The sequence below is a fragment of the Flagellimonas onchidii genome (genome assembly GCF_004804315.1).
In the GTDB taxonomy this organism is placed as follows: domain Bacteria; phylum Bacteroidota; class Bacteroidia; order Flavobacteriales; family Flavobacteriaceae; genus Flagellimonas; species Flagellimonas onchidii.
The window spans coordinates 1-23,486 of the sequence record NZ_SRXX01000003.1; the positions used below are offsets into that span (position 1 = coordinate 1).

A 23,486-nucleotide genomic window follows, 5' to 3' on the forward strand; every position below is an offset into this window, starting at 1 on the left:
TTGTTTGGCAAGTTCTAATAATCCTAACTTTGGTTTGATGATCTTTTCTTCTGTACTCATCTGACAAATCTAATTTAAGGGTTAAACTAATTTATTAAGATTGTCAGATTAAGTCTTAACTATTACACATGAATATAGTTATCCTGACAAAACCTTTTACTATACCTATGATAATGATGGGAATTTATTCTCAACTGATATCAATGGAAAAATATTGATAAATCTTAAGTACAATGACAAAGGAGCTTTGATCTATGAAGAAAATAGATGGGGTGAAAACAAAAGTTATTTAAAATATTAACTACTACCAACATTGGATATAAATAATTTCCTTATTCTCTCGCCTATTTCTGAAAATACGCGAGGATTTTCAGTTTGGTGTGTACTTGCAAAATTAAGTGTTAAACCATGTAACTACTCATAGCCGGACCGATAAGTATAATCAAAAAACTTGGAAAAAATTATTTGAAATGTCTACCGCTACACCCCAGTATAATTTGCTGGGGTTATTTTTTTAAGCTCCCCTTTTATCGCATCCGTGACCTCAAGGGTGTCAATAAAATCAGCAATGGATTTTTGAGTGATTTTTTCATTGGTTCGGGTCAAGCCCTTTAGGGCTTCGTATGGATTGGGATAACCTTCACGTCGTAATATGGTCTGAATGGCTTCTGCCACTACGGCCCAATTATCTTCTAGATCTTGTTCAAACTTTTCCGCATTCAGTACCAATTTGTTCAATCCTTTAAGGGTAGATAAAAAGGCCACTTGCGTATGCGCAAAAGGAACACCAACATTTCTAAGGACAGTGCTGTCCGTTAGGTCGCGCTGCAACCTTGAAACCGGTAATTTTGCCGATAGATGTTCAAAAATGGCATTGGCCAAGCCTAAATTTCCTTCAGAATTCTCAAAATCGATGGGATTTACCTTGTGCGGCATGGCTGAAGAACCAACTTCCCCTTTTTTGATTTTCTGTTTGAAATAATCCATGGAAATATAGGTCCAGATATCCCGGTTCAAATCAATATAAATGGTATTGATACGCTTCAAGCAGTCGAACAAGGCGGCCATATGATCGTAATGTTCAATCTGTGTGGTAGGGAAGGAGTGGTATAGCCCCAATTTCTCTTGCACAAATTGCTGCCCAAAGGCTTTCCAATCGATATTAGGATAAGCTACCTTGTGTGCGTTGTAGTTTCCAGTAGCTCCTCCAAATTTGGCTGCACTAGGAATATCATTCAATAAATTGAACTGTTCTTTTAACCGTTCCACAAAAACATCGATTTCCTTACCCAATCGAGTAGGGGATGCGGGTTGACCATGAGTTCTCGCCAACATGGGAATTTCTGCCCATTCCGAAGCTAGAGCCTTGAGCTTTTCAAAAACTTCAAAATAAAGTGGAACATAAACATCGTTCATGGCCTCCTTAATCGACAAGGGAATAGCAGTATTGTTAATGTCTTGGGAGGTCAACCCAAAATGGATAAACTCCTTATATTTTTGTAAACCAAGTGCATCAAACTTTTGTTTGATGAAATATTCGACAGCCTTTACATCATGATTGGTTGTTTTTTCAATGTCTTTGATGGCAGTGGCATCTTCCGCTGAAAAATCCTGGTAGATTTTCTGAAGCTCTGAAAATAGGGTAGTGTCAAAATCGGTTAACTGTGGAAGCGGAATCTCGCAAAGGGCAATAAAATATTCGATTTCTACCTGTACACGATACTTTATCAGTGCTTCTTCTGAAAAGTAACCTCCTAAAGCTTCTGTTTTGTTTCGATATCTACCATCGATAGGAGAGATGGCATTAAGTTGGTTTAAAGACATTGCCCGGTTTTTAAGAAAGCGCAAAGATACTTATAAGTTAAGGAGTTTAAAAGCCCAGTTTCCTCAACTTTGATAAGGTTTTTGAAGCCCTTGACTTATAAGCGGCCGTTCCTTCATGTGCCTGTTGTTCCAAAATCATTTTGAGCTCAGGGTGTACCCAATCAAATTTGAATCCAAGATAATATAAGCTGCTCATGGAAAATACTTTAGGTGCTACCTTGTGTTCCCCAATAAACCAGTCGAAACATATGGTCAGTATGCGTTCTAACTGTTCTGGAGTTATGTTTTGGACAAAAACGGGGTCTTTTGTTTTAAAGTAGGCTTCCATAGACATTTCGCATACATGAGCCATGGGCCTTATGGTGGATTCGGATGTCAATCCTGCTAGACCTCGAGTAAAAGACTCGAAATGGGGCAATAGGTAAACTAATTTTTTCCGCATCAAGTGGTCAAACGTCCAACTGGCATTGAACGAATCTTTTTTGTCTTCATCAAATACTTCTTGTAGCAAGTTTTCTATCAATTCAGGATAATTGACCAACTCATCCACCAATTGATTGATTTGTGCTTTTGAAAGTCGATTTGAGTTTAAGGTAAAATGCAATTGATTTTCTGTCACAAATCAGGTATTATATTGTTTTAGCAACCGAGACACTAATTTCGGCACCCCTTCAGTGGCAGTGGTGGCTATAACTTCTAAATTTCTATGTTCTGAAGAGGCAATATTTGGCCTCGGGTCGATAAAATAAATTGGTGTTCCGTGAGCCGCAAAATTGATTAAACTGGCTGCAGGGTATACTTGCATTGATGTACCGATAATAATTAGGATATCAGCTTGCCGTGTAATGTCAATGGCAGCTTCGAGCATAGGCACCATTTCACCAAACCAAACTATATGGGGACGCATCTGGTTTCCTTCCTCATCCAAATCTCCCAAGACCAAATCTTTTTTCCATTCCAACACATAACTTTCATTGACTGTACTTCGAATTTTGAACAATTCCCCGTGCAAATGAACCACATGCGAGCTGCCTGCCTGTTCATGTAAATTGTCCACATTTTGGGTAACGATGCTTACATCAAAATGTTTTTCAAGATGCACCAAGGCTTTATGCCCCTCATTTGGAGCGACTTCCAGCAATTGTCTTCTACGCTGGTTATAAAATTCAAGTACCAACTCGGGATTCTTGGCGAAACCTTCAGGAGAAGCTACTTGCATAACATCATGGCCTTCCCACAGTCCATTGGCATCCCTAAAGGTTCTTAACCCACTTTCAGCGCTCATTCCCGCAGAGGGATCATTTGTGTGTAACAAAATTAAAAAATTTAATTAACTTTACCAAATATATCTCCTAATATTAAATGGTCTCATCCCTTTAGTATTGAAAGTAAAGTAATGATATGTTAGCAATTTACACAAGGAAATCACAGGAAAACAAGGATAGAAATACCTCATCTTTGGAGGAACAACAACTTTTTGGTATTGAAATGGCTGATAAGTTGGGAGTACCCTATGAAATCTATAACGAGGGAATTGGTTCAGGTGCATTGGAACTAAAGAAGCGACCAGAATTCGTAAGGATGCTTCAAGACATCAACGATAAGGACAGTAAGATTAAAGCAGTATATGCCTATGATTCATCTAGGTTATATAGAAACGATGATACCAAGTTCCAGTTTCTAACGGTTGTCAAAAAGAAGAACATCGAACTGTACTTTAAGTCAGGGAAATTTGACTGGAACAACCCACAGGACAAACTACTATTTAATATCATATCTGCCACGGATGAATTCTTTGTTGACCTAACTTCCTTGAAGATTCAGGACAAATTGAGGTTGAAGGTGTCGCAGGGAAAGGTAAACGGAGGGGTTCAGCCCTATGGCTACACCAAGGACAAAGAAAAGAACCTTGTTATACATGATGAAGAAGCCAAAATTGTCAGGTACATATTCAAAGCCATCAACGAGGGCAAAACATCGGTAGAAATCAGAAACTACCTTATTGATAACGAAGTTCCGACACGATACAACAAAATGGAGGGTACTAAAAAATACATTCACAATGGCAGGGACGAAACAAGGGTGTCGAACAAATCAGATTCAACTTGGACTAACGGGACAATCCTACAAATCCTAAGAAACCCAATCTACAAAGGTGAAAGAAAGTGGCACGATGAAATCTACCCCGCCCCGATAATCATACCGCCAGTTGAGTGGGAAAAAGCCAATAAGTCCTTCATCAATCGCAACAAAGGAAGTCTTAGGGGCAAGAATACCGAACATAAATACCTTCTGACCCCATTACTTCAATGTGGCTGCGGAAAGTCCTTAACGGGTCGCTCCCACAAACTTGAAAACTACTATGCCTGTGCCTCTAAACGCTACAAAGAAAACACCTGTGAACAGAAGTACATACCTATTAGGGTTCTTGATGGTTTCCTAACCCATCTTATCTACGGAAAGCTGTACGATACGGTCAAAGAATCCTTTTCAGGGGACTATGAAGAAAAGAGGGCTGAACTAAAGAAAAGCCTTGACACTATCGAAGCCGAAATTGGCAAAGTAGAATCCAACCAAGACAGGATTGACGATTTTTTGGCTGATGGCACATATACCAAGGAAAGACACCAAAGACAGTTCAAAAGGTTGAACGAACAACTGACCGATTTGGAAATCAAGAAAGGCAACATCAATGAAAGCCTTAATTCGTTGAGTGGGGACAAGCACATAATCGAAAACATCCAAAAGAACGTAGTAGAACCATTCTACGAGCATTATATAGAACCAGATGAACTACCTTACACGGTGATTGACGGAAAAGACCCCATAAAGGATAAGTTTCAACAAATCATTCGGGGGGAATATGCAAAGAAAATACCCTTTGAGGAAAGGCAGAAGAACATCCGTCAGTATATCAAGAACATCATCGTCACCATAAACAAGGAAGCTAGGGTAAACGAAATCGAAGTACATTACAGATTGCCCATAGAACCCGAATTGTACCTAATGGACGACAAGAACATCCAAATCGTCAACGCCAAGCATCGGGGTACTGAATACATGAACCTAAAGAGGGTCGAAAAAAGCAGGGACGTAACTTTAAAGGCAATTGAAAAAAGGTTGCAGGAATATACCTTGTAATTTCAGAGGGGGCGCAGGATTCCAAAAAAACATATACCCAATCAATAAAGAATCCTCTATACAAACATAACTAGGTACAACAAAGAAAAAAGTTGCGCTATTTGTCAAGAGACCCCAATAAAAGATAAAATAAGTATCCACTACCTATACCATAACTACATATAAGGGGACTATATCAATACGGGCTATATAAGTACAAGGAAAGACCTATTTATCCAAGCGATTCACAACCACAACAAAATCAATGGATTAAAAAACTTTCTTCATCGTTCTATATCGTTGGGGAAGGGGAAATTGATAAACCAAATAGCCCCATTCAACGTTCCACACATACACACGAGGAAACCGACCCCAAATGTTAACGTTTTAGACCCTGTATTATAAATATGTTTATGTAAAATAGAAACTTAACCAGTTGATTTTCAATACCAGTAGAATAGGGGCAATCGTTAAAACTTAAAGATGTTTGTTAAAAAGTGTTAACAGGCTTTCAGATTGATAGGCGGAAATCATCAAAATCAGGCTTTTTTATCGTCTTTGGATTGGGAAGTGTTAAAACATAAACGACTTGTTTTTCTTAATATCAATGAGTTTAAGATTTACCGTACGGGCTTCCACCTTATCAACCAATCCTGTTACAATAAATGCATCACCTTCCTTTGCACTTTTGATTATTGGGAATTTTTTCAAATCGACTTTGAATATGACATAGTTTAATAAACCGTGCTGACTCATGACTCTTACCAACCTACCCATTCGGTATGTCCTTGTTATGGTATGGAAGGTCACATGCCATTCGACTTTAACCCCTTTATAGCTGGATGTAAATTTCTTTTTTTGAAGAGGTGTCAAATCGTTATACTCTTCAAATAGGCTTTCATAGCTTACTCCGTCCAAAGGCATTTCTTTTAACTTCTTTTCTCTCCTGTCCTTTAAGAAGAGGGCAAATCGCCAAATTGCTATAATAAAAGCTACAATACCAGTTAGGGTAAGCCCCTCCCATAATTTTATCACAATCCAAAACATTTTCTATAGGCAAGATAGCCCAAAAATTAAAACGATAACGGATTCCTTACCAAGTAGTAGGGGGAAAGAAGTTTCAGGCTGTACAGGTTCAGAAGTTGGTCAGCTAGTCTTTTGTTAGTTATAGGTTTGCGGAATATTTCCCAGTCAGATTAAAACTTACGCTCTAAAACCAAGTAATTATTTGATAATCAAAATCCTACAAAAAATGTTATTTTTTACTTTTACATGAACGTCTTTTTTTACAATTTTACATAGTGAAATAAATAATTCTTAACCTTTAAATTTTATTAAATGCAAATCAAAAAACTCTTTGCGGGTACTCTTTTAACATCTATGTTGATTCTTTCAAGTTGCGATAAGCAAGATACTTTAGATGTTACCAACGAGGCTTCGAATCTTGATAATTTAGAAGTTCTTTCAATTGAGGGTTCGTTGACTACTCTCGACCCTGAAATTGAATCTGTGGATTTGGAGAACTCAATTAGCACCTTTAAGGAAATAAATCAAGATTATGAAAACCGCAGTGGAAAAGGTGGGCTTGACCTAGATATTGATATCTCATCCATTGAACAGGTTTTAATAGAGGATAGTAATGGAGCTATGATAACGGTTGCCAAAGTGGAAACAAATCTTCCTGGTGTTGCGAGTTCAGCTTACAATATTGAAATAAATGGAGAACCATTCACTTACTTTGTCCATGCCATAGAAGTGTCCCAGCATAATGGAAAGACAAAGGAAGGAAAATACTATTATATAACCGACAGAAATGGAGCAGTGTTTTTGGGACTTCGTGAACGGCACACCACAGAAAAAACTGGGAGGGCATCGACCACCACCACAAGTATATGTCCAGAGTTTACCTGCGGAGGAACAAATTTAACAGCATATTACAACAATCATACAGAAGAATCAGGTATTACTATTACAGTTATTGAGAATGGACATATACCTTATTTTTTGCTCAATAATCAAACAGTGTTTATGTTTCTTGTCGCACGGGAAAAAGCATTTCAAAGATTTGCCCAAGACTATAGAGGGCGAATGTCCGAAGCGGAATTGAGGATATTTGATACATTGACTGCTGTTCAGCAAGGACACTATCTTAAAGCAGCTTTTCAGGCACAGAACGTATCTAGGTCAATAGCGAAAGACCGATGTGATTTGTACAATGGGGTTGCGGATGCTTATCGACATGCACTTTGGAATGCTTACGCATCTCAAAAGCTAGGTTCATATCTTACTCAAAGGTTGACCACTGCCCATGAGGAAAAGGCATTTATCTATCCTCATCAGCGAAAGGAAAGAGATATGGATTTGTTCAACAACCACGTTGGGAGACAGATTTTTGAAGAAAACAGGAATAAAAGTGCTTCGGAAATAGGGATTGCTGTTAGAGATGCACGAAAGCAAGGAAGGTTACGTTTACTTAACAATTTAGATTCAAATTGCAGAGCTACACATTCTTCAAGTTTAGTCGCAACAAATAGATAGACCCATGAAGTATAATAAATTTATTCTGATATTTTTTTTAGGAATCTCAATACTATCATGTTCAAAGCAAGAAAGAAGTATTGATATAAAAGATGTTACTAAACAGGTTATAGATACCATCCATCCAAAATCCAATACAATTACTGGATACACCAACAAAGTTTTGGTTGTCAAGGGAAGTGTCAATGGGAAGGTCAAAGTTCTGTTTGATGGCTCTGAGTTGATTTTAGAAGGAGAAATTGACAAGAAATTCGATATGGATTATTATGGGCAAATTCCAGTTAGTTTTGGCTTTGTTCCTTTTGAAGCCACTAAAGGAGAGCTAACAATAACTTGTGATATATTCTGAGTAAAACCAATTAGGGCAAAAGGGCTGTTCTTCTGTATGCAGCCCTTTTTCATGCCTGTTTTTTCAAATAACTGGTCAATCCGTTTTGATTGGACTTCGTTCTGCCCACTTATTGAAAGGTTCTTGGTAGTGTCTTTCAATGGCTTTCTTTACGTTCTGGGCTTTGAAGTTTTCACCTTCTGCCAAATCCCTATAAACTTTTGACTTTACAATCTTACCATTGTTGTACCATTCTTCCTTTGGTTTTTGTTTTAGGGCAGCTTCAATGACCTGCTTTACTTTTGTACCGTTTCTTTTTATCGTGTTTTTCTTTTTTTTTGTGGGCTTCTTGACAACTTGCGCAACTTTTTCTTCTTTAACAGGTACTTCAACAACGGCTTCAACTGGCGTTTCTTCTGGTTCGACATGGACAGCTTCCTGAATCACCTTATCCTCTTTTAAATCACTCAATTTAGCTTTGTAGAGTATATTAATAAGTCCCTCTTTATCAGTATTGAAAAAATCCAGAAGATTAATTTCAAATTCCCATCCACTTTTGAAAACTTCTTCTAACTCGATTTTAAGGATTTGATTTACTCTTTCTTGGAGCAACTCGACAAGTTCGGCATCGTTTTCAGTTTTGGCAATTTCCAAAGCGGTTCTATAACTTTCTGCTTTTGATTCAAAACGCTTCTTTTCTTCACGTTCTTTTTCCTTCCGTGCTTCCACTTCAATTTCCTTTTCTTTTACGAATTGTGGAAGGATATTGGTCAGCTCCGCATCTTTGATATTGAACTTATCGTCCAATCTTGACCTTACCCAATGTTTATCCCTAGTGGTAAATGACGTTTCATCGTAAAGTTTATGTAGGCATTCAATGACATAATCCCTTTCTTTAAAATCCTTCGTAAGTTTTTTTGTGATGTACTCTTTGTCCAAAAAGGCTTTATAGATTGTACCACTGTATTCAGTTTTGAAGTTACGGTCAACTTTGAGGTACATCCCAACCAATGTTGGGGCATTATCAATTGTGTAACCTTCCACTTCGCCATCGTGCTTATCAAAGAACTTCTTTACGTGGTTGTAGATTCTTTCGGATTCTTTTTTGATATGTTCCTTTTCGGCTTTGCTAAGATTTCTTTCCATTGTTTTAAGATTTTGAGACCCCTCTAAAAAACGGTACTAGAGGGTTGTACCTTTTATTTCTGTTATTCTTTTTATTGTCAATCTGGGCATAGCCCCACCTTGCGCACCTGCCATACCCAAGTGCATATTATAGACGTTAAGGTCTTTTGTAAGGTTGATTTTCTTTGTTTTGGTATGTTCGTGTACCAAATCTTTCAAAGTCCCTTCATAGAACGTTATAACGTCTTTTGAAAGTATGTGGTAAATGGTACTTTCTTCTTTGCTGACCGCAACTGTTGCCAAAACGTGCTTTCCGTTCTCCACCAGAATTGCACAAGTAACACCCCCTGCTTTCAAGAAAGGAAGGTACTCAACAAGTGTATTTGATTTGTCAAGGTAATCGGTAAACGTACCTATGAAGTTTTCAGCCCCAATCAGTTCTATCAATCTCAACAAAGTAAGTACCGACCAATCGGATTTGCCCTTTAGGTTCCTGATAAGTGTGGATTCACTTACCCCAACCTGCACGGCAACTTCCTTCTGCTTCATCCCCTGCACCTTCATTTCTGACTTGATGACCGTTACCAATATTGCATGTAGTTCCTGTTCGCTCATTTTTGTTTGAATGTTACAGGGCAAATGTATAAATAAAACTTTTATATGTGAAAGTTTTTTAAAACATTTCGATGAACGACATATTTTGATGTGGTTTCATCGTTGAAAGGAACATGTCCCCCTAATATTCACACCAAAGGCATCAAAAAAGTTAGGTCTGATAATCAGGTACTTAACAAAAAAAAGGTCACCACTACACAAGAGATTAAATAGATTATTATTTGTTATTGATTGATATGGTAGAGTAGATAGATATAAGGTTAGAAGAGAGTATATAGGGTTTTTTTTTGTCGATTTTCCTACTGCCGTTCCGTTTTGGTCATTTCTGATGTGACCGAATTGCTTTGTATGCCAGTTTAGATTATATTTGTACTGTTAAAAAATACAAATAAACAAATATATTCGTTGAAATGCACTATATTTTAACATTCGATTAGCCGAAATAGACCTATAATACATAGGTTCAACCTCTGTGAAGTCAATGATAACAAGGGCTAATCGATGAAATAAACTATCAGTAGATATATTTTGAATTCTCGGATATTATTTGTAATTTTGTAATCGTTGAAATGCACTTCTTGTCCCAAGTCGAAGATTTCCCGAAACACATTTTATAGGATAAAAGAAACCCCACCGAAAAGGCAGGGATAAGAATAATTCTTTTTGTAAGTGAGACCACAAAGGTAATTATTTCTTTCCAAATGCCATCGGTATAAACTATGACCGTATGGCAAGTAATCCCGTTTATAGAAATATTCTATTGCCCAACAAGTTGGTGGACTACCTTAATGGCTGTCAACGTAAGGGGAAGAAACTCATCGACCCGACAAATGCCGTGCAACCCATTGACCGATGTAAGTTGCTCAAAGCCCTGTACATTATCCAAAGTAACCGTAAGGAGAAAGAGGACGGTTTTTACAGTTATAAAAAGCTTTCCAAGCAATACTTAGAAAAGTCATTGGGTAAAGAGCCGTACAAGGTCATAGATTGGTTGGGACATAACCACATTATTGATTGTGATGAAGATACGGGCAAGGGCGTTTCCTTGGGCTATCGTATCAGTTCAAAATGGTTACAGGGTGATTGGACTAAAGTACCGTTCCATTATAAGGTAAGGGGGGAGAAGCCCCAAGATGTTGCCGAACTTGAAACCTTTACAAATAACTTCCGCACCCTTACCATTCCATTCCCCAAGCTTTATAGGCGTATTGAAAAAGAGGTTGAATTTATTACGGTTCAACATTATAAAATAGATAATGAGGTAAAATTCCCGTACAAGGAAGTAACGGTCAGGGAATTGTGGGATGATGGTCAATATGATAAAATCGGGGTACTGACCAAAAAACAAGCTTTAGACGAAGCTAGGTCTAATGGAAAGACTTTGATAGATACAGGTTACGGTATAATCATTGCCGACCTAGACTTCTTTGTTGCAAGACAGAAGGACTATGTTGGGAAATCTTGGAAGCAAGCAGTCGATAATTTGACCGTAAAGACCCTTTATGCAAAGCGTAATGAGACCAACAACCGTTTGGATACAAACTTTACGAACCTAGCCAAACCCCTTTACGACATCATTCTTTTGACCAACGGTTACGGGGAGAGCGATTTAATGAACAGTCAGCCTACTTTGTTGGGTCATATCCTAAAGACCAAAGAAGTTGAAGGAGAGGGTGTAAGCAATTTTATAGAATTGACGGAAAGCGGAAAATTTTATGATGATTTTGGAGATGACAGGGCAGCCACAAAAAAACTGATGTTCAAGGTTCTTTTTGGCAAGTCCCCTGAAAAAGCACCGAAGAACAACACTATCCTAGCCGAGTTTATGGAACAGTTCCCTGCGGTCTATGATTACATCAGGGAACAGAAACAGGAAAAAGGTAAGGAAGCCGTAGCGGTGGAACTCCAAAAGTTGGAATCCAAACTGTTCATTGATGGTATTTACTATGACCTTATCGGACAGGACGTGATTTGCTTTACCAAGCATGATAGCATCAGTTACCACCATAAGTACCACGATGTGGTAGAAAAGACCATCAGGAAACACTTCGATAGAATGCGCTTTAATGGCAGAATCAAAACAGAGTATGTAATAAACACAGCAGCTTAATTAAATAACCCCAAATCTTAATAACATGGAAGAAGCAAAGATTTATTTATTGTGGAACACCGAAAAGGAAAAAGGATATATCGGATGTACCACAGATTTTGAAGAAAGAAAAAAGCACCATTTAACAAGTATTGCCAATGGAAACCACCGTAACAAACAAATCTTGGAAGATACCAAGACCACACCTATAGAGTGTTGGGAGTTCAGGATACTGGAAACTGTACGAGAAAATGAAATGTATGCCAGGGAAATTCATTGGATAGCAGAACTGGACACTTTTCACAATGGGTACAATTTACGATTGGGAGGTCTTGAATTTGTAGAGGGCAACGACCACCCAGCAGCCGACAAGACGATATACACTTTTTACAATATCGATGGCAGCACCTTTACAGGTACACAATGTGATTTTAGAAAAGCCCACAATTTAGATGTCAAGAAAGTGAACAAGTTGGTCAACGATAAATACAGCAGAAAGACCATTGGAAAGAAATGGGCAATGAGTATGGAGGATTTCCCAAAAACCTACACTTTCTATCATATTGACGGACGTATAGAAGAAAACAAATCGTGTGCCGAGATGCGAAAAAGGTACGGTAAGGAAATCAATTTCAATGTACTGGTAAATGAAACTAGCCGTAGTATGTTCGGATGGTACATTGACAAGAGCGCAATGCCAATTAAGCGTACATGGTATCATTGGAACGGTAAGGTTGTACAGAATGTTACCGATGGTGAATTTTCATTGCTTACTGGTATCAAGAGAGCCAATATATGTGAGTATCATAAGCAAAACCTAAAGACTACGGGAGGATGGACAACAGACCCCGACAACTTGCCAAAGACCTATACCTTTCGCCATACGGACGGTACTGTTGAGTATGACAAATCCACCAAGTATATGAGAAAAAAATATGGGTTGAGCTATTCCATAATGTGCTATATGACAAAGCACGGCAAGATGTGCAAGGGTTGGACAGCGACAGAAACAAAAAAAGTATTGGCATGAGTGACAAATGGTACAGTCTCTCACCTGATTTTCCCCTTTTTGAAATGAACGAAAATAAAGAGGTCAGGAGAAAGGGCAGTATTAGAAAAGCAATAATTAGGTACTATGATGAAGATGGTAACCTACTTGATGAAAATGTGGTGGTTTCCAAAAAAGAACCCCGTAACCTTGTCCAAGATGGAAAAAATGTGATACTAAGAAAAAATGGGCATATCGTGGCTAAATCGAGAAATAGGTTATACCAAAAATATGTCCTGAAAGAAGATACCACACCCAAGAACAAGAGACACCGAAGAAAACGTAAAATACAATTTTAAATGACCCAAATAAGACCCATTGACAAGCTAGAAAGCTTTGAGAACAACGAACAGGTGCTGAACTTACTTTCATTCCAACAGAACTTCAAACGCTTTCTGACAACCATTAAGAACATTATAGGATGTTCTATTGTCGTGCATCCAGACTGTACCACTTCCATTGCATTTAAAGGCAAGCCGATTGAAGGTACACGCAAAGAAAGATTCAGAACAAAAGACGAATTACATACCCTGCTGCAAATGGCAGGACTGAACTAAACCCAAATCAATACTCCATGACCAAATACGAATTAACCAAAATCCTTAATGCTTTCCAAGAACTCAAACAAGAACTACAAGAAATCAAAAAATGCTTTCGGACTACTGAAAACGGTACAACAATTATCAAAGCCGATAATTTCATTCTGAATTAAAATTCTTCTTCCATAACCATTCCCCAAGGTATCCTAACGGTGTAAATGCCTTGGGGTCTTATTCTTCCAAAATCAATCAAAAATTGTTATGCCAATGAAGCCTAACCTATCGGCTATTGCCAAAAAACACGACAAGTTTATCGAGATGGCAAATTTCCTGACCAATGACAACGAACAGAGGTCAAAGGATTTGGTTCAGGATATGTACCTGAAACTACATGATAGGCTGACCAACGAGAAGCTAAAGCCCTTGAAGTCGATTACCGTTGGTTATTGCTTCCGTCTCTTGAAATATATGGTCTATAACGACCACAAAAAGAAGCGTTACGAATTTCATTATGAAGATTTTGAGGACTGGCAAATGAGCCAGAAAGACGACTGGCAGCAAGATTATTTTGAAGAGGGTACAGACGATGAAAAATCCATAAAGACCCTGCAAAAACGCTTAAAAAAAGTCCCGTACCTAGAAAGGGAAGTTCTGTTACAGCACCAAGAAAAGACACAAAGGCAAATCCAAGAAGAGACGGGAGTTTGCAGGGACAGATTAAGAATGTACAAGAACAGGGCTTTGGACAAACTGAAAGCCCAATACCAAAACATAGCATAATGGCGAAACATCCGACCAATAACGAAAAGAACATCAAAGCAATTCTTGAAACCTTTGAATATGAAGAAGGAACAGAGGTACAAGTAATCGGTGACGGTCTGTACCAAATCGGAGACCAACAATTTACTACCCAAGGAAATTTGAACAACAATTACAAGCCTAAAAAGATTTCCAAAGGCTTGGGTGATGACATCGAAAAGATTACGGAGGCAACTGGAATCAAAAAAGTTGTCGAGTTCTTTACGGACGGACGGGATTGTGGATGCACCAAAAGAAAAGAGGTGCTAAACAAACTCTTTCCCCGTATGAAGCCCAATTGTTTTACAGAGGAACAGTACCGATTGTGGGGCGAGACTTCCGAAGCGATTAAAGAAACCAGAAAAGTTACACCAGACCAACAAAAAACTATTGTTAAGCTTTTACGAGACATTCTAAATATGGCAGTTGCTCCATGTTCACGCTGTAATTCAGGAGTATGGACGAAGTATATCTCGATGCTCGACAATGCATACAATACCTACCAAAACTAACCCAAACTTAACCTATCATGCTGAACGAACCTATAAGAGACCCAAAAACAGGTCAATGGAGGGGCAGTAAAAAAATACTTACCCCAAAGAAACTATACCAATATTTTGAAGAGTACAAAAAGTGGGTCAAGGAAAATCCTAAAATAGTTGAACACTATAATCCGAAATTGGATAAGGTAGTTGAACTGAAAAGGGAAATCCCATTGTCCATAATGGGGTTTAGGGGGTACTTATCCGAAAAGAATATTATTCGACACGTAAAGGATTATATCTATAATACGAAGGGTATGTACGAAGAATTTGACGACATCGCCCAAAAAATTGTTGCAGAATGCCAAGCCGACCAGTTTAATGGTGGGGCAACACATATTTTTGAAAAGAACATTATTACAAGAATCCTTGGATTGGCTGAAAAGCAGGAAGTCAAGACCGAAGAAAAGGTAAAAATCAGCATTAAATAATGCAGGTTGAAATTGAATCACCTGAACTTACCTACTACCAACAAGACATAATTGATTCCAAAGCCCAATTCCGTGTAGTAATTGCCAGTACCAAGATAGGAAAGACTTTTTTGGGTATGTGGTGGCTCTTTATGATGGCACATAGACCAGAAGCCAAAGCAGGTGATAACTATTTCTGGTTAGCCCCTGTTTACTCGACTGCTAAAAACGCTTTCGACAGGTATAAACACGAATACGGACTTGCAGGGTCGAAAGCCTACAAGTGCAATGAAACCCAATTGACCATTACTTGCCCTAACGGTGCGGTAATCAGGTTTCTTTCAGCAGATAACGAACAAAGTTTGTACGGTTTTGATACCCAAGCCTTGGTTTTTGATGAATTTTCAAGAGTTTCCAAGAAAAGTGCATGGAACGCTATACGTAGTACCCTTATCTATACACAAGCCCCTGCCATTCTGATAGGGAACTATGTACCGCACGGATGGGTAAATGAAATAATCGAAAGGGCTAAATCAGAAGATGAACCTAACTACGAGTACTTTAAAATTGATTGTTACGATGGCGTTAAGGCAGGTCTTTTGACAATGGAGACCATCGAACAGGCTAAAAAAGACTATTCCAAAGCAGAGTTCCAAGAACTATTCTTGGGTATCGCAGCAGATAATACAAGCCAACTTATTGCAGATGAAAGCATCCAAAAGCTTTTTACTAATTATGTTGAAGATGGTATAAAATATTTAACCATAGACGTGGCTAGGGCAGGTGCGGACAGAACAATTGCACTTGTTTGGAGTGGACTAAGGGTCATTGATTCCTTGGTGATTGAAAAAGGTACGCTACAAGAACAGGTGTCCAAAATTCAGACACTAAGAACAAAATATAACATCAACAGTACCAATACAATTGCAGATGAGAACGGTATTGGTGGCTTCTTTGTTGATGCCCTTAATTGTAGGGGATTCATCAATAATGCAAGACCAACAAAAAGAGGTGGTCAACATCAAAATTTTGCCAGTCTTAAAGATGAATGCCTATATAAAATGATGCAAATGGTTAATGAAAACCGTGTTGCAGCAGACTTACCACACGAATTACAAGAAAATCTTATCGAAGAACTTCAACAAGTCAAGTTTGACAGGATTCTGGACACCCAAAAGGTAAAATTTATGGGTAAATCTGAAATCAAAAAGTTAATTAACAGGTCTCCTGATATACTGGATAGTTTTATGTTAAGATTTTACTTTGAACTACAACCAAACTACGGGCAGTACCATATTTCCGTAGTCTAATTTTCTTCCAAATACTTCCCCATTTTGTTATTCGGTTATGAAACAGACCATAACCGTACCTACCGATTTAAAGGACATTACCCTTGAACAGTACCAAAAATTCCTTCGAGTTGTCGAGGGCAATGAAGATGAAACCTTCATCCGTCAAAAAATGGTACAAATCTTCTGTAATGTACCTCTTAAAGATATTGACCAGATTTCGTTGGGTGATTTCAATGAGATTACCAACACAATAGCCCAGACCCTTGAACAAGAACCAAAATTGGTGCAAAAGTTTGAGTTGAACGGTGTTCAGTATGGTTTTATACCCGATTTGGGCAAAATGAGCCTTGGGGAGTACATCGATTTGGACAATTCCCTTGGTGATTGGTCAAAAATGGTGGCTTCAATGTCTGTTTTGTACCGTCCAATCATTAAAGAAAAAGGAAGCAAGTACAAGATAAAACGCTATAGAGCAGAAGAAAACCCCGATTTGGCAGGTATGCCACTTGATGCGGTCATTTCTTCCATGCTTTTTTTTTGGATTTTAAGCAACGACTTACTGAACTATACGCTGAAATCTTCACTAAAAGCAGCGAAAACGAAGGAAATTCAGGAGAGATTAACGACAATTTCGCAGCAAAATGGGGTTGGTACACCTCCATTATCACACTCACTAACGGAGATTTTACCAGAATTAAGGAAATCACTAGGAAAAAACTTCATTCAGCCCTCCTTCACCTTTGTTTCCTAGCCGATAAAGCCAAGGCAGAAGCCCAATTATTCAAACAGTCCCAAAGAAGATGAAAAACTACTACCAAGTATTAGACCTACTTAAAACCAAACTGGAAGCTGACCCATTGGTACAGACGATTACCAACGTGGACGAGGAAAGTTTTGATTTGGACAAAAAGAACATATACCCAATCGTGGACATCCTATGTGAAAGTGCCGTGATAGGCTTACAAACTATAACGTTCACCTTTACGATAACCGCTTTGGACATCAGGGACATCAACCAAAACCCAAGGACTGACAAATTTGTCGGGAATGATAACAAACAGGACAATTTAAACACGACCCTAGCCATTTTGAACAGGTTGTACAAGTCGATTACAAAGTTTGGCGATGATGTTACCATAGTCAATGAACCCACACCAGAACCAAGGATATACCAACATGAAAACTTGTTGGATGGATGGCAAATGACACTTGAATTGGAGACACCTAATACCGAAATATCAGTATGCTAACGGTAGTCCCAGAAAGAACAAAAGAGGTACTTACCAGATTTGGTAAAGAGGTTGTCAGGGAATCCAAGAAGGAGTTAAAAAGACAAAAGAAAAGTACTTCTGGAAAACTTGCCAAGTCAATCGACTATGATTTGACGGTTTCAAAAAAATCATTTGGTCTTTCCTTTTTAGGTGAGGATTATTTGGAGTACCAAGACAAGGGGGTAAATGGCTTTCTGAAAAATCATGGTTCACCTTTCAGTTACAAGGACAAAAGACCACCATTAAAGGCACTCGATAAATGGATTGTTAGAAAAGGCATAGCCCCAAAAGATGCCAAAGGAAGATTCTTGTCCAGAAAGTCCATACAGTTCCTGATTAGCCGTAAAATTTTCTTTGAGGGAATTAAATCTAACCTGTTCTTCTCCAAACCCTTTGAAAAACACTTCAAGCAGCTTCCCGAAGAAGTAATTGCAGCATTTGCACTCGATACAGAACAGTTTTTAAAACAGACTTTAAAATGATTTTGACCCGTTCACCATACTATATTTCTGCCCCTGTAACCCTAGGGACTACAACAGCAGTAACCTTGAATCTAAAGGTACAGACTGGCACAGCAGATAACAGTCTATCAAATCTTGACTATACCATAACCAAGAATAGACCGCAAGCAGGTACAACTTATCTGGATTTTGAGATTTCCAATATGTTGAGGGATAAGTTTGAGTATGTACCACCGTTTTCGCCAACATTCGGCATATTAAATTCAGACCCTGCCAACATACTTAGTCTAAACTATTCCTTGGATTACATTGGCTCAGCAGGTGACACACAAGTATTTCAGCAACTGGTATTAGATGGTTACGGGTATTTCCAAGAAAGAATAAACCCAGACATACCAGATAATAAAATCCTATTGGCTAATGATTACTACTATGTAAATGCCAATGGGTTCTTTTGCATTCCGTTCATCAATGACGGGACTTATTCCAATGTTATTGTTGATGGCACACCATACAGCCAGACACCTAGCACCAATATTACAAGTAAACTAAAATATGTCTGGTTCAATCTTAACCAGTTTAATGACACGGTAATTGTTCAAATAGGAGGTAATACAATTACACTTCAAAAACAGGAAGAATGCAAGCATACCCCAGTAGATGTAATCTTTCATAACAAGTACGGGGCATGGGAAATATTCACTTTCTATAAGACCAAGAAAGAATCTGTGTCCATTACCAAGGAAAGCTTTAAAAACAACTTCGTTAAAAATGGGAATTATGACGAGTTCAAACATACTTATCAGGATTACAATAAGAATGGCAGGGAGAGCCTAAAACTAAGTTCTGGATTCTTGCCAGAAAGCTACAACGAGACAGTAAGACAGCTTCTATTATCAGAACATGTTTTCTTGGTCAATGGTGGCAATCCTATCCCTGTCAATGTCGAGACTTCCTCATATTCTTGGAAGAGCAGAATCATAGATAAATTAATAAATCACGAAATCGAATTCAAGTACAGCTTTGATTTAATCAACAACATCTAATGGCAAACAAAAGCATTGACATATACATTGAAGGGCAACGTCTTGATTTGTTTAAGGATGAAAACATTACGGTAAATTCTTCGGTGCAAAATCTTTCTAACATCAGCAAGGTATTTACAGATTTCTCCCAAAGCTTCACAGTACCTGCTACCCAGAACAACAACAGGATTTTCAAACATTTTTACAATGCTGACATTGATGGTGGATTCGATGCCAGAACCAAAAAGGCATCCCATATAGAGATTTCAAAACTACCTTTCAGGGAAGGTAAAATTAGATTGGAAAGTGTTTCCAAAAAGAACAACAGACCAGTCAACTACAAGATTACCTTTTTCGGAAACTTGGTAAACATATCTGATTTGTTCGGTGATGACCAATTAAGCGATTTGGACTTTTCGGAGTATGACCATACTTATGATTCTTTAAATGTTGTCAATGGGATGATTAATGGACTTAATAATCGTGACATAATTTATCCATTCATTTCAGCAACCAGACAATGGTATTTTACGGATAGCACAAGTGATAGTACCGATACTGAACATTTGTTGAACATTGCTTATCATTTTGACGATGGACAGCCACAGCATGGTATTGACTGGACGGAACTCAAACCAGCAATTAGAGCAAGGGCTATACTTGATAAGATACAAAGTACCTATGGCATAACATTTTCAAACGATTTCTTTGGTACAGCACCGTTGGATGATTTGTACTTATGGTTATCCAACAGTAAAGGCAAATTGGTAAAGGAATCTTCCGTTAACAAAATCAATTTTACTACCCATGTTTCGGGCGATAACATCTTTAACCTAACGGACGACTATTACGAAACCACTTTAGTGAGTTCATCGGCTTTTTCTGGAATACCCAATGGTACACAAAGGGTTACAGGACAGTTGATTGTTACGCCACAATCCAGTTACAACAATGTTGAGTACAGCACTTTCAGACAAGATACCGAAAATGGTACTTTGAATTTGATGAACGAGAACCTAACAGGTACTTCGACCTATTCAACATTTATCCCAAGAATCATAGAGGATGGGACATTCACCAGAAGGTACTCATTTTACCTTCAATCCAAAGATTTCATGGTCTATGATGTACAATTGACCATTAGAAAACAACAATGGTCTGGAACTTGGGTGACTATTGAGGAAGAAGTATTGTCCGCTTCTTCGGTTTCGTCTACAAGCGATATTTCAATTTCCAAGGTCTTTTCCCCTATGAAGGTCAAGGACTTTTTTACTGGTTTGATAAAAATGTACAATTTGGTGATTGTACCTACTTCAAGTACCTCATTTTATGTGAACACATTGGACAACTGGTACGATGAAGGAAGCATTGTTGATATTACAAGATATGTCGATATATCAAAATCAGATGTAGCCAAGGGAAATACCCTATCAGAAGTTAATTTCAAGTTCAAGGAAGATGATACAATATTGATAGATAAGTTCAGCCAAATCAACGGCTACCAGTACGGAAACCTTGAAACGGTTTTAAAAGATGCCAACGGGAACAAACTGGACGGAAAGCCCTTGAATGTTGAAGTAGGTTTCGGTAACATGGTCTTTGAGAGGCTACCAGATATATCTACTGGAAACCTTACCAATATCCAATATGGTACTGCAATCGGTTCAGACCAATCACCGAAGAATCCCAAGCCTTTATTGTTTTATGCAATAAGGACTACGCTTAGTAATTCGGTAGGCATACGGACAAGCAGTAATTCACTACAGGGAAGCACTACGGCATTTTTGCCATCCCATGTAAATGACTTTACTACAAAGGAGTATAGTACCGTCTTTAATACAGAACTGGACGAGTACGATAGTACCCTAATTGAAAACAGCCTGTACAAGCTTTATTATGAAGATTATGTTACGGACATATTTTCCCAAAAACGAAGAAAGTACAGTTATACCGCTAAGTTGCCCCAACACTTGATTTCGACATTGAAGCTGAACGATAGACTTTTGATTAAGGACACTAGGTACATCATCAATAATATGGAAATCAATTTGACCACAGGTACAGTACAATTGGATTTGTTGAACGACATATATCAGTTTGTATCTGATAATCCATTGTTGACCGATACCGTAATGCTTTCCTATGATGTAATAGATGCCCAAGATTGTTGTCTTGAATTTGGTTCGAGTGTTCCATTTAGTACCCGTCCTTATGCAATACCACAGGGAGAAAGCTTTGCATCTGCAACACAGCTTTATAAGGATTCGGACGGAGAACTGGCAACCCTTGGATGGTACTCCAATGGTGTTGTTGTAAGAAGATGGAATGGTACAAGTTTTATTGAAACCCAAAATTGTGCATAATGCTGAAACTTCTACTTGAAATACTACAATCCCAAGACTTCTACGGCATATCCGAGGAAATCGAGATAGCCAAGGGCAGAAATGCCATTCCCAAATCAATGACCCAAGCACTTAACCAAGCAAAAAGACACATATTTTGGCAATCAAGAAAACGATAAATATTGACGTAAAGACCCAACAGGCACAAAAGAACGTAAAAGACCTTTCCAAAGAGACCAATAAGGCTTCCAAGGACATAAAAGGTAATCTTGAAGGTTCTTTTGGGGTACTCGACAAGCTGACTGGTGGGGCTATATCAAAGTTCAAATCCTTCAAAGGTACTTTGGGCGGTGTTTCCAAAGGCTTCAAGGGTATTGGTGTTGCAATAGCTGCATCTGGGATAGGTCTTTTGGCTACCATTATTGGTAGTATAATTACAGCTTTTAAATCTTCGGAGGAAGGACAAAACAAGTTCGCTAAACTCATGGGTATCATTGGTAGTGTTTTAGGTAACGTTACCGACATTATCAGCGATTTTGGTGAGAAAGCTATTTCTGCAATAGAAAACCCTGGTAAAGCATGGGATAACTTCAAGAACAATCTTAACCAAGGTTACCAGTTCATCAAAAAGCAAATGATTGACCGATTTTCTTCTGCATGGACTATCCTATCTGGTGGTGTTGAGGCAGGTATCTTAAAGATGCGTGTCAAGTGGAACGAGTTTACGGGAGATGCCGAAGAAGCCGAGCAATTAAAGACCGAACTGAAAGAGGTACAGGAAGAAGTAATCAAAGCTACGGAGGTCATCAAAGCCCGTAACCAAGAAATTGTAAACGGTTTTAACGCAGCCATTGAAAAAGTAAAGGAATTTGGTAGGGAAGTTGCCGAAGATGCCAAGAAAGCCCAGAAAATAGCCGACCAAAGAGCAGCAGCCGAGAAACAGGAAAGGGCATTAATTGTAGCACGTGCCAAAGCTGATAGGGATGTGGCTAATTTCCGAGATAAAGCAGCCAACAGGGAGAAATTCAATACCCAAGAACGTATAAAGTTCCTAGAACAAGCAGCAGCAATTGAACAAGCTATAACAGCTAGGGAAATCCAGACAGCACAATTGTTGTACAATGCCAAAGTAGCCGAAAATGCTTTATCAAAATCCACAAAAGAGGATTTGAAGGAAGAAGCACAGTTAAAGGCAAATGTTATCCAATTGGAAACCAAGTCCCTTACACTTAAAAAAGCTCTTACTGCCCAGATTTCCGCATTGACGGCACAGCAGTTGGCAGCAGATGAAGCGGAAAGAAAACGTTTGGAAGATAAAGCAGCCAAGGAAAAGGAGATTGAACTTAAAAGATTGGAGGACATCCAAGCAATCAGGGATGAGTTCAAGCAAAAGATTGAGGATTTGGATGCTGAGGACGAGCAAGCCAAACTTGACTTGGAAGAACAACGTAAATTGGCTGAACTGGACGCACTCAATGCAACGGAGCAACAAAAATCAGAGGTTCGTCAGTACTATGACAAGTTACAAACCGAACTGGAAAAGGAACAATCCGAAGAAAGGATTGCCAATGCCTTGGCTGAAAAAGAAGCAAAGGCACAAATCCTAAATGCCCAAGCCAATCTTGCTATCCAATTTGGTCAATTCCTTCAACAATTGGGAGAAGAAAACAAAGCCCTTGCGATAACGGGTATTGTTGTCGAGCAAATCGCATCGGTAGCCAAAATAATATCAAATACAGGTATAGCAAATGCAAAAGCGTTGGCAGCTTCTCCACTTACAGGGGGACAACCTTGGATTGCAATAAATACAGCTTCGGCAGGTCTTTCCATTGCATCATCCGTACTATCAGCTTCAAAAGCCATATCAAAGTTAGGTGGTGGCGGTGGAGGTCTTGAAAGGGACAACCCTACTGGTGGAGGTGGTACAAATGCCCCAACAGCACCTTCATTCAACCTAATCGGACAAGGTGGGCTAAACCAAGTTGCCCAATCCCTGAACCAACAGAATGGTCAACCGATTAAAGCCTATGTTGTTTCAAAAGATGTATCCACAAATCAAGAACTGGACAGGAATATCGAAGCTACGGCAACCCTTGGATAAGGCAGTCCCCACTTTTAG

At 38.6% G+C, this 23,486-nt stretch carries 25 protein-coding genes; 19 read left to right on the forward strand and 6 right to left on the reverse strand.

Going from position 1 to position 23,486, the window contains the following annotated elements; translation table 11 throughout:
• Window positions 1–480: 480 nt before the first annotated feature.
• Genes purB through E4661_RS03850 form a run of 3 tightly spaced genes read right to left on the reverse strand, consistent with a single transcriptional unit; the run spans window position 481 to window position 3,109 of the window.
• Window positions 481–1,824 carry an adenylosuccinate lyase gene (gene purB / locus E4661_RS03840; RefSeq protein WP_136465503.1) on the reverse strand — a complete coding sequence of 448 codons (1,344 nt, stop codon included), beginning with the start codon at window positions 1,822–1,824 and terminating at the stop codon, window positions 481–483.
• 46 nt (window positions 1,825–1,870) lie between these two features.
• The gene (locus E4661_RS03845; protein ID WP_136465504.1) at window positions 1,871–2,443 is read right to left on the reverse strand and encodes an adenylosuccinate lyase; all 573 of its coding nucleotides are present in this window, start codon (window positions 2,441–2,443) and stop codon (window positions 1,871–1,873) included.
• Between the two features lie 3 nt (window positions 2,444–2,446).
• Window positions 2,447–3,109 (reverse strand): SIR2 family NAD-dependent protein deacylase, encoded by a 663-nt coding sequence (locus E4661_RS03850; RefSeq protein WP_136465775.1) that lies wholly within the window; start codon window positions 3,107–3,109, stop codon window positions 2,447–2,449.
• A 116-nt stretch (window positions 3,110–3,225) separates the two neighbouring features.
• Between E4661_RS03850 and E4661_RS03855 the strand changes: the two genes are divergently transcribed.
• Entirely contained in the window at window positions 3,226–4,965 is a 1,740-nt protein-coding gene (locus E4661_RS03855; protein WP_136465505.1) for a recombinase family protein, read from the forward strand.
• Between the two features lie 552 nt (window positions 4,966–5,517).
• Here E4661_RS03855 and E4661_RS03860 read toward each other — a convergent pair.
• A complete protein-coding gene (locus E4661_RS03860) occupies window positions 5,518–5,979 on the reverse strand; it encodes a hypothetical protein (protein ID WP_136465506.1) in 462 nt (153 codons plus the stop codon).
• 303 nt (window positions 5,980–6,282) lie between these two features.
• On the opposite strand from E4661_RS03860, the gene E4661_RS03865 reads away from it, so the two are divergent.
• Both E4661_RS03865 and E4661_RS03870 read left to right on the forward strand, forming a co-directional pair.
• Window positions 6,283–7,482, forward strand: coding sequence for a DUF6973 domain-containing protein (locus tag E4661_RS03865; protein WP_136465507.1), 1,200 nt, complete (start codon window positions 6,283–6,285; stop codon window positions 7,480–7,482).
• Window positions 7,483–7,486: 4 nt separating this feature from the next.
• On the forward strand, window positions 7,487–7,831 hold the full coding sequence (locus E4661_RS03870) for a hypothetical protein (protein WP_136465508.1): 345 nt from the start codon (window positions 7,487–7,489) through the stop codon (window positions 7,829–7,831).
• 75 nt (window positions 7,832–7,906) lie between these two features.
• On the opposite strand, the gene E4661_RS03875 is transcribed toward E4661_RS03870, so the two are convergent.
• Complete coding sequence (locus E4661_RS03875; protein WP_136465509.1) at window positions 7,907–8,956, reverse strand: hypothetical protein; 1,050 nt, start codon at window positions 8,954–8,956, stop codon at window positions 7,907–7,909.
• Window positions 8,957–8,992: 36 nt separating this feature from the next.
• Window positions 8,993–9,550, reverse strand: a complete 558-nt coding sequence (locus E4661_RS03880) for a helix-turn-helix domain-containing protein (RefSeq protein ID WP_136465510.1) — start codon at window positions 9,548–9,550, stop codon at window positions 8,993–8,995.
• A gap of 727 nt (window positions 9,551–10,277) precedes the next feature.
• On the opposite strand from E4661_RS03880, the gene E4661_RS03885 reads away from it, so the two are divergent.
• From E4661_RS03885 to E4661_RS03950, 16 genes are all read left to right on the forward strand, one after another.
• The gene (locus tag E4661_RS03885; RefSeq protein WP_136465511.1) at window positions 10,278–11,660 is read left to right on the forward strand and encodes a hypothetical protein; all 1,383 of its coding nucleotides are present in this window, start codon (window positions 10,278–10,280) and stop codon (window positions 11,658–11,660) included.
• Between the two features lie 25 nt (window positions 11,661–11,685).
• Window positions 11,686–12,669: a GIY-YIG nuclease family protein gene (locus tag E4661_RS03890; protein ID WP_136465512.1), complete on the forward strand. Its 984-nt coding sequence runs from the start codon at window positions 11,686–11,688 to the stop codon at window positions 12,667–12,669.
• Entirely contained in the window at window positions 12,666–12,986 is a 321-nt protein-coding gene (locus E4661_RS03895) for a hypothetical protein (protein ID WP_136465513.1), read from the forward strand. Before E4661_RS03890 ends, E4661_RS03895 begins: the two co-directional genes overlap by 4 nt.
• Window positions 12,987–13,244, forward strand: coding sequence for a hypothetical protein (locus E4661_RS03900; RefSeq protein ID WP_136465514.1), 258 nt, complete (start codon window positions 12,987–12,989; stop codon window positions 13,242–13,244).
• Between the two features lie 17 nt (window positions 13,245–13,261).
• On the forward strand, window positions 13,262–13,399 hold the full coding sequence (locus tag E4661_RS19020; RefSeq protein WP_168796323.1) for a hypothetical protein: 138 nt from the start codon (window positions 13,262–13,264) through the stop codon (window positions 13,397–13,399).
• Between the two features lie 94 nt (window positions 13,400–13,493).
• The gene (locus tag E4661_RS03905) at window positions 13,494–14,006 is read left to right on the forward strand and encodes a sigma-70 family RNA polymerase sigma factor (RefSeq protein WP_136465515.1); all 513 of its coding nucleotides are present in this window, start codon (window positions 13,494–13,496) and stop codon (window positions 14,004–14,006) included.
• Complete coding sequence (locus E4661_RS03910) at window positions 14,006–14,536, forward strand: hypothetical protein (RefSeq protein ID WP_136465516.1); 531 nt, start codon at window positions 14,006–14,008, stop codon at window positions 14,534–14,536. The genes E4661_RS03905 and E4661_RS03910 overlap by 1 nt, the downstream gene beginning before the upstream one ends.
• 17 nt (window positions 14,537–14,553) lie before the next feature.
• Window positions 14,554–14,997 (forward strand): terminase small subunit, encoded by a 444-nt coding sequence (locus E4661_RS03915; RefSeq protein WP_136465517.1) that lies wholly within the window; start codon window positions 14,554–14,556, stop codon window positions 14,995–14,997.
• Window positions 14,997–16,286 carry a terminase large subunit domain-containing protein gene (locus tag E4661_RS03920; RefSeq protein WP_136465518.1) on the forward strand — a complete coding sequence of 430 codons (1,290 nt, stop codon included), beginning with the start codon at window positions 14,997–14,999 and terminating at the stop codon, window positions 16,284–16,286. Before E4661_RS03915 ends, E4661_RS03920 begins: the two co-directional genes overlap by 1 nt.
• 37 nt (window positions 16,287–16,323) lie before the next feature.
• A complete protein-coding gene (locus E4661_RS03925) occupies window positions 16,324–17,019 on the forward strand; it encodes a hypothetical protein (RefSeq protein ID WP_136465519.1) in 696 nt (231 codons plus the stop codon).
• A gap of 49 nt (window positions 17,020–17,068) precedes the next feature.
• Window positions 17,069–17,518 carry a hypothetical protein gene (locus E4661_RS03930; protein WP_136465520.1) on the forward strand — a complete coding sequence of 150 codons (450 nt, stop codon included), beginning with the start codon at window positions 17,069–17,071 and terminating at the stop codon, window positions 17,516–17,518.
• Entirely contained in the window at window positions 17,512–18,021 is a 510-nt protein-coding gene (locus tag E4661_RS03935) for a hypothetical protein (protein WP_136465521.1), read from the forward strand. The genes E4661_RS03930 and E4661_RS03935 overlap by 7 nt, the downstream gene beginning before the upstream one ends.
• Window positions 18,018–19,046, forward strand: a complete 1,029-nt coding sequence (locus tag E4661_RS03940) for a hypothetical protein (protein WP_136465522.1) — start codon at window positions 18,018–18,020, stop codon at window positions 19,044–19,046. The genes E4661_RS03935 and E4661_RS03940 overlap by 4 nt, the downstream gene beginning before the upstream one ends.
• A complete protein-coding gene (locus E4661_RS03945; RefSeq protein WP_136465523.1) occupies window positions 19,046–21,388 on the forward strand; it encodes a hypothetical protein in 2,343 nt (780 codons plus the stop codon). The genes E4661_RS03940 and E4661_RS03945 overlap by 1 nt, the downstream gene beginning before the upstream one ends.
• Entirely contained in the window at window positions 21,388–21,546 is a 159-nt protein-coding gene (locus E4661_RS19025; RefSeq protein WP_168796324.1) for a hypothetical protein, read from the forward strand. The genes E4661_RS03945 and E4661_RS19025 overlap by 1 nt, the downstream gene beginning before the upstream one ends.
• Window positions 21,525–23,468: a coiled-coil domain-containing protein gene (locus E4661_RS03950; RefSeq protein ID WP_136465524.1), complete on the forward strand. Its 1,944-nt coding sequence runs from the start codon at window positions 21,525–21,527 to the stop codon at window positions 23,466–23,468. The genes E4661_RS19025 and E4661_RS03950 overlap by 22 nt, the downstream gene beginning before the upstream one ends.
• Window positions 23,469–23,486: the final 18 nt, after the last annotated feature.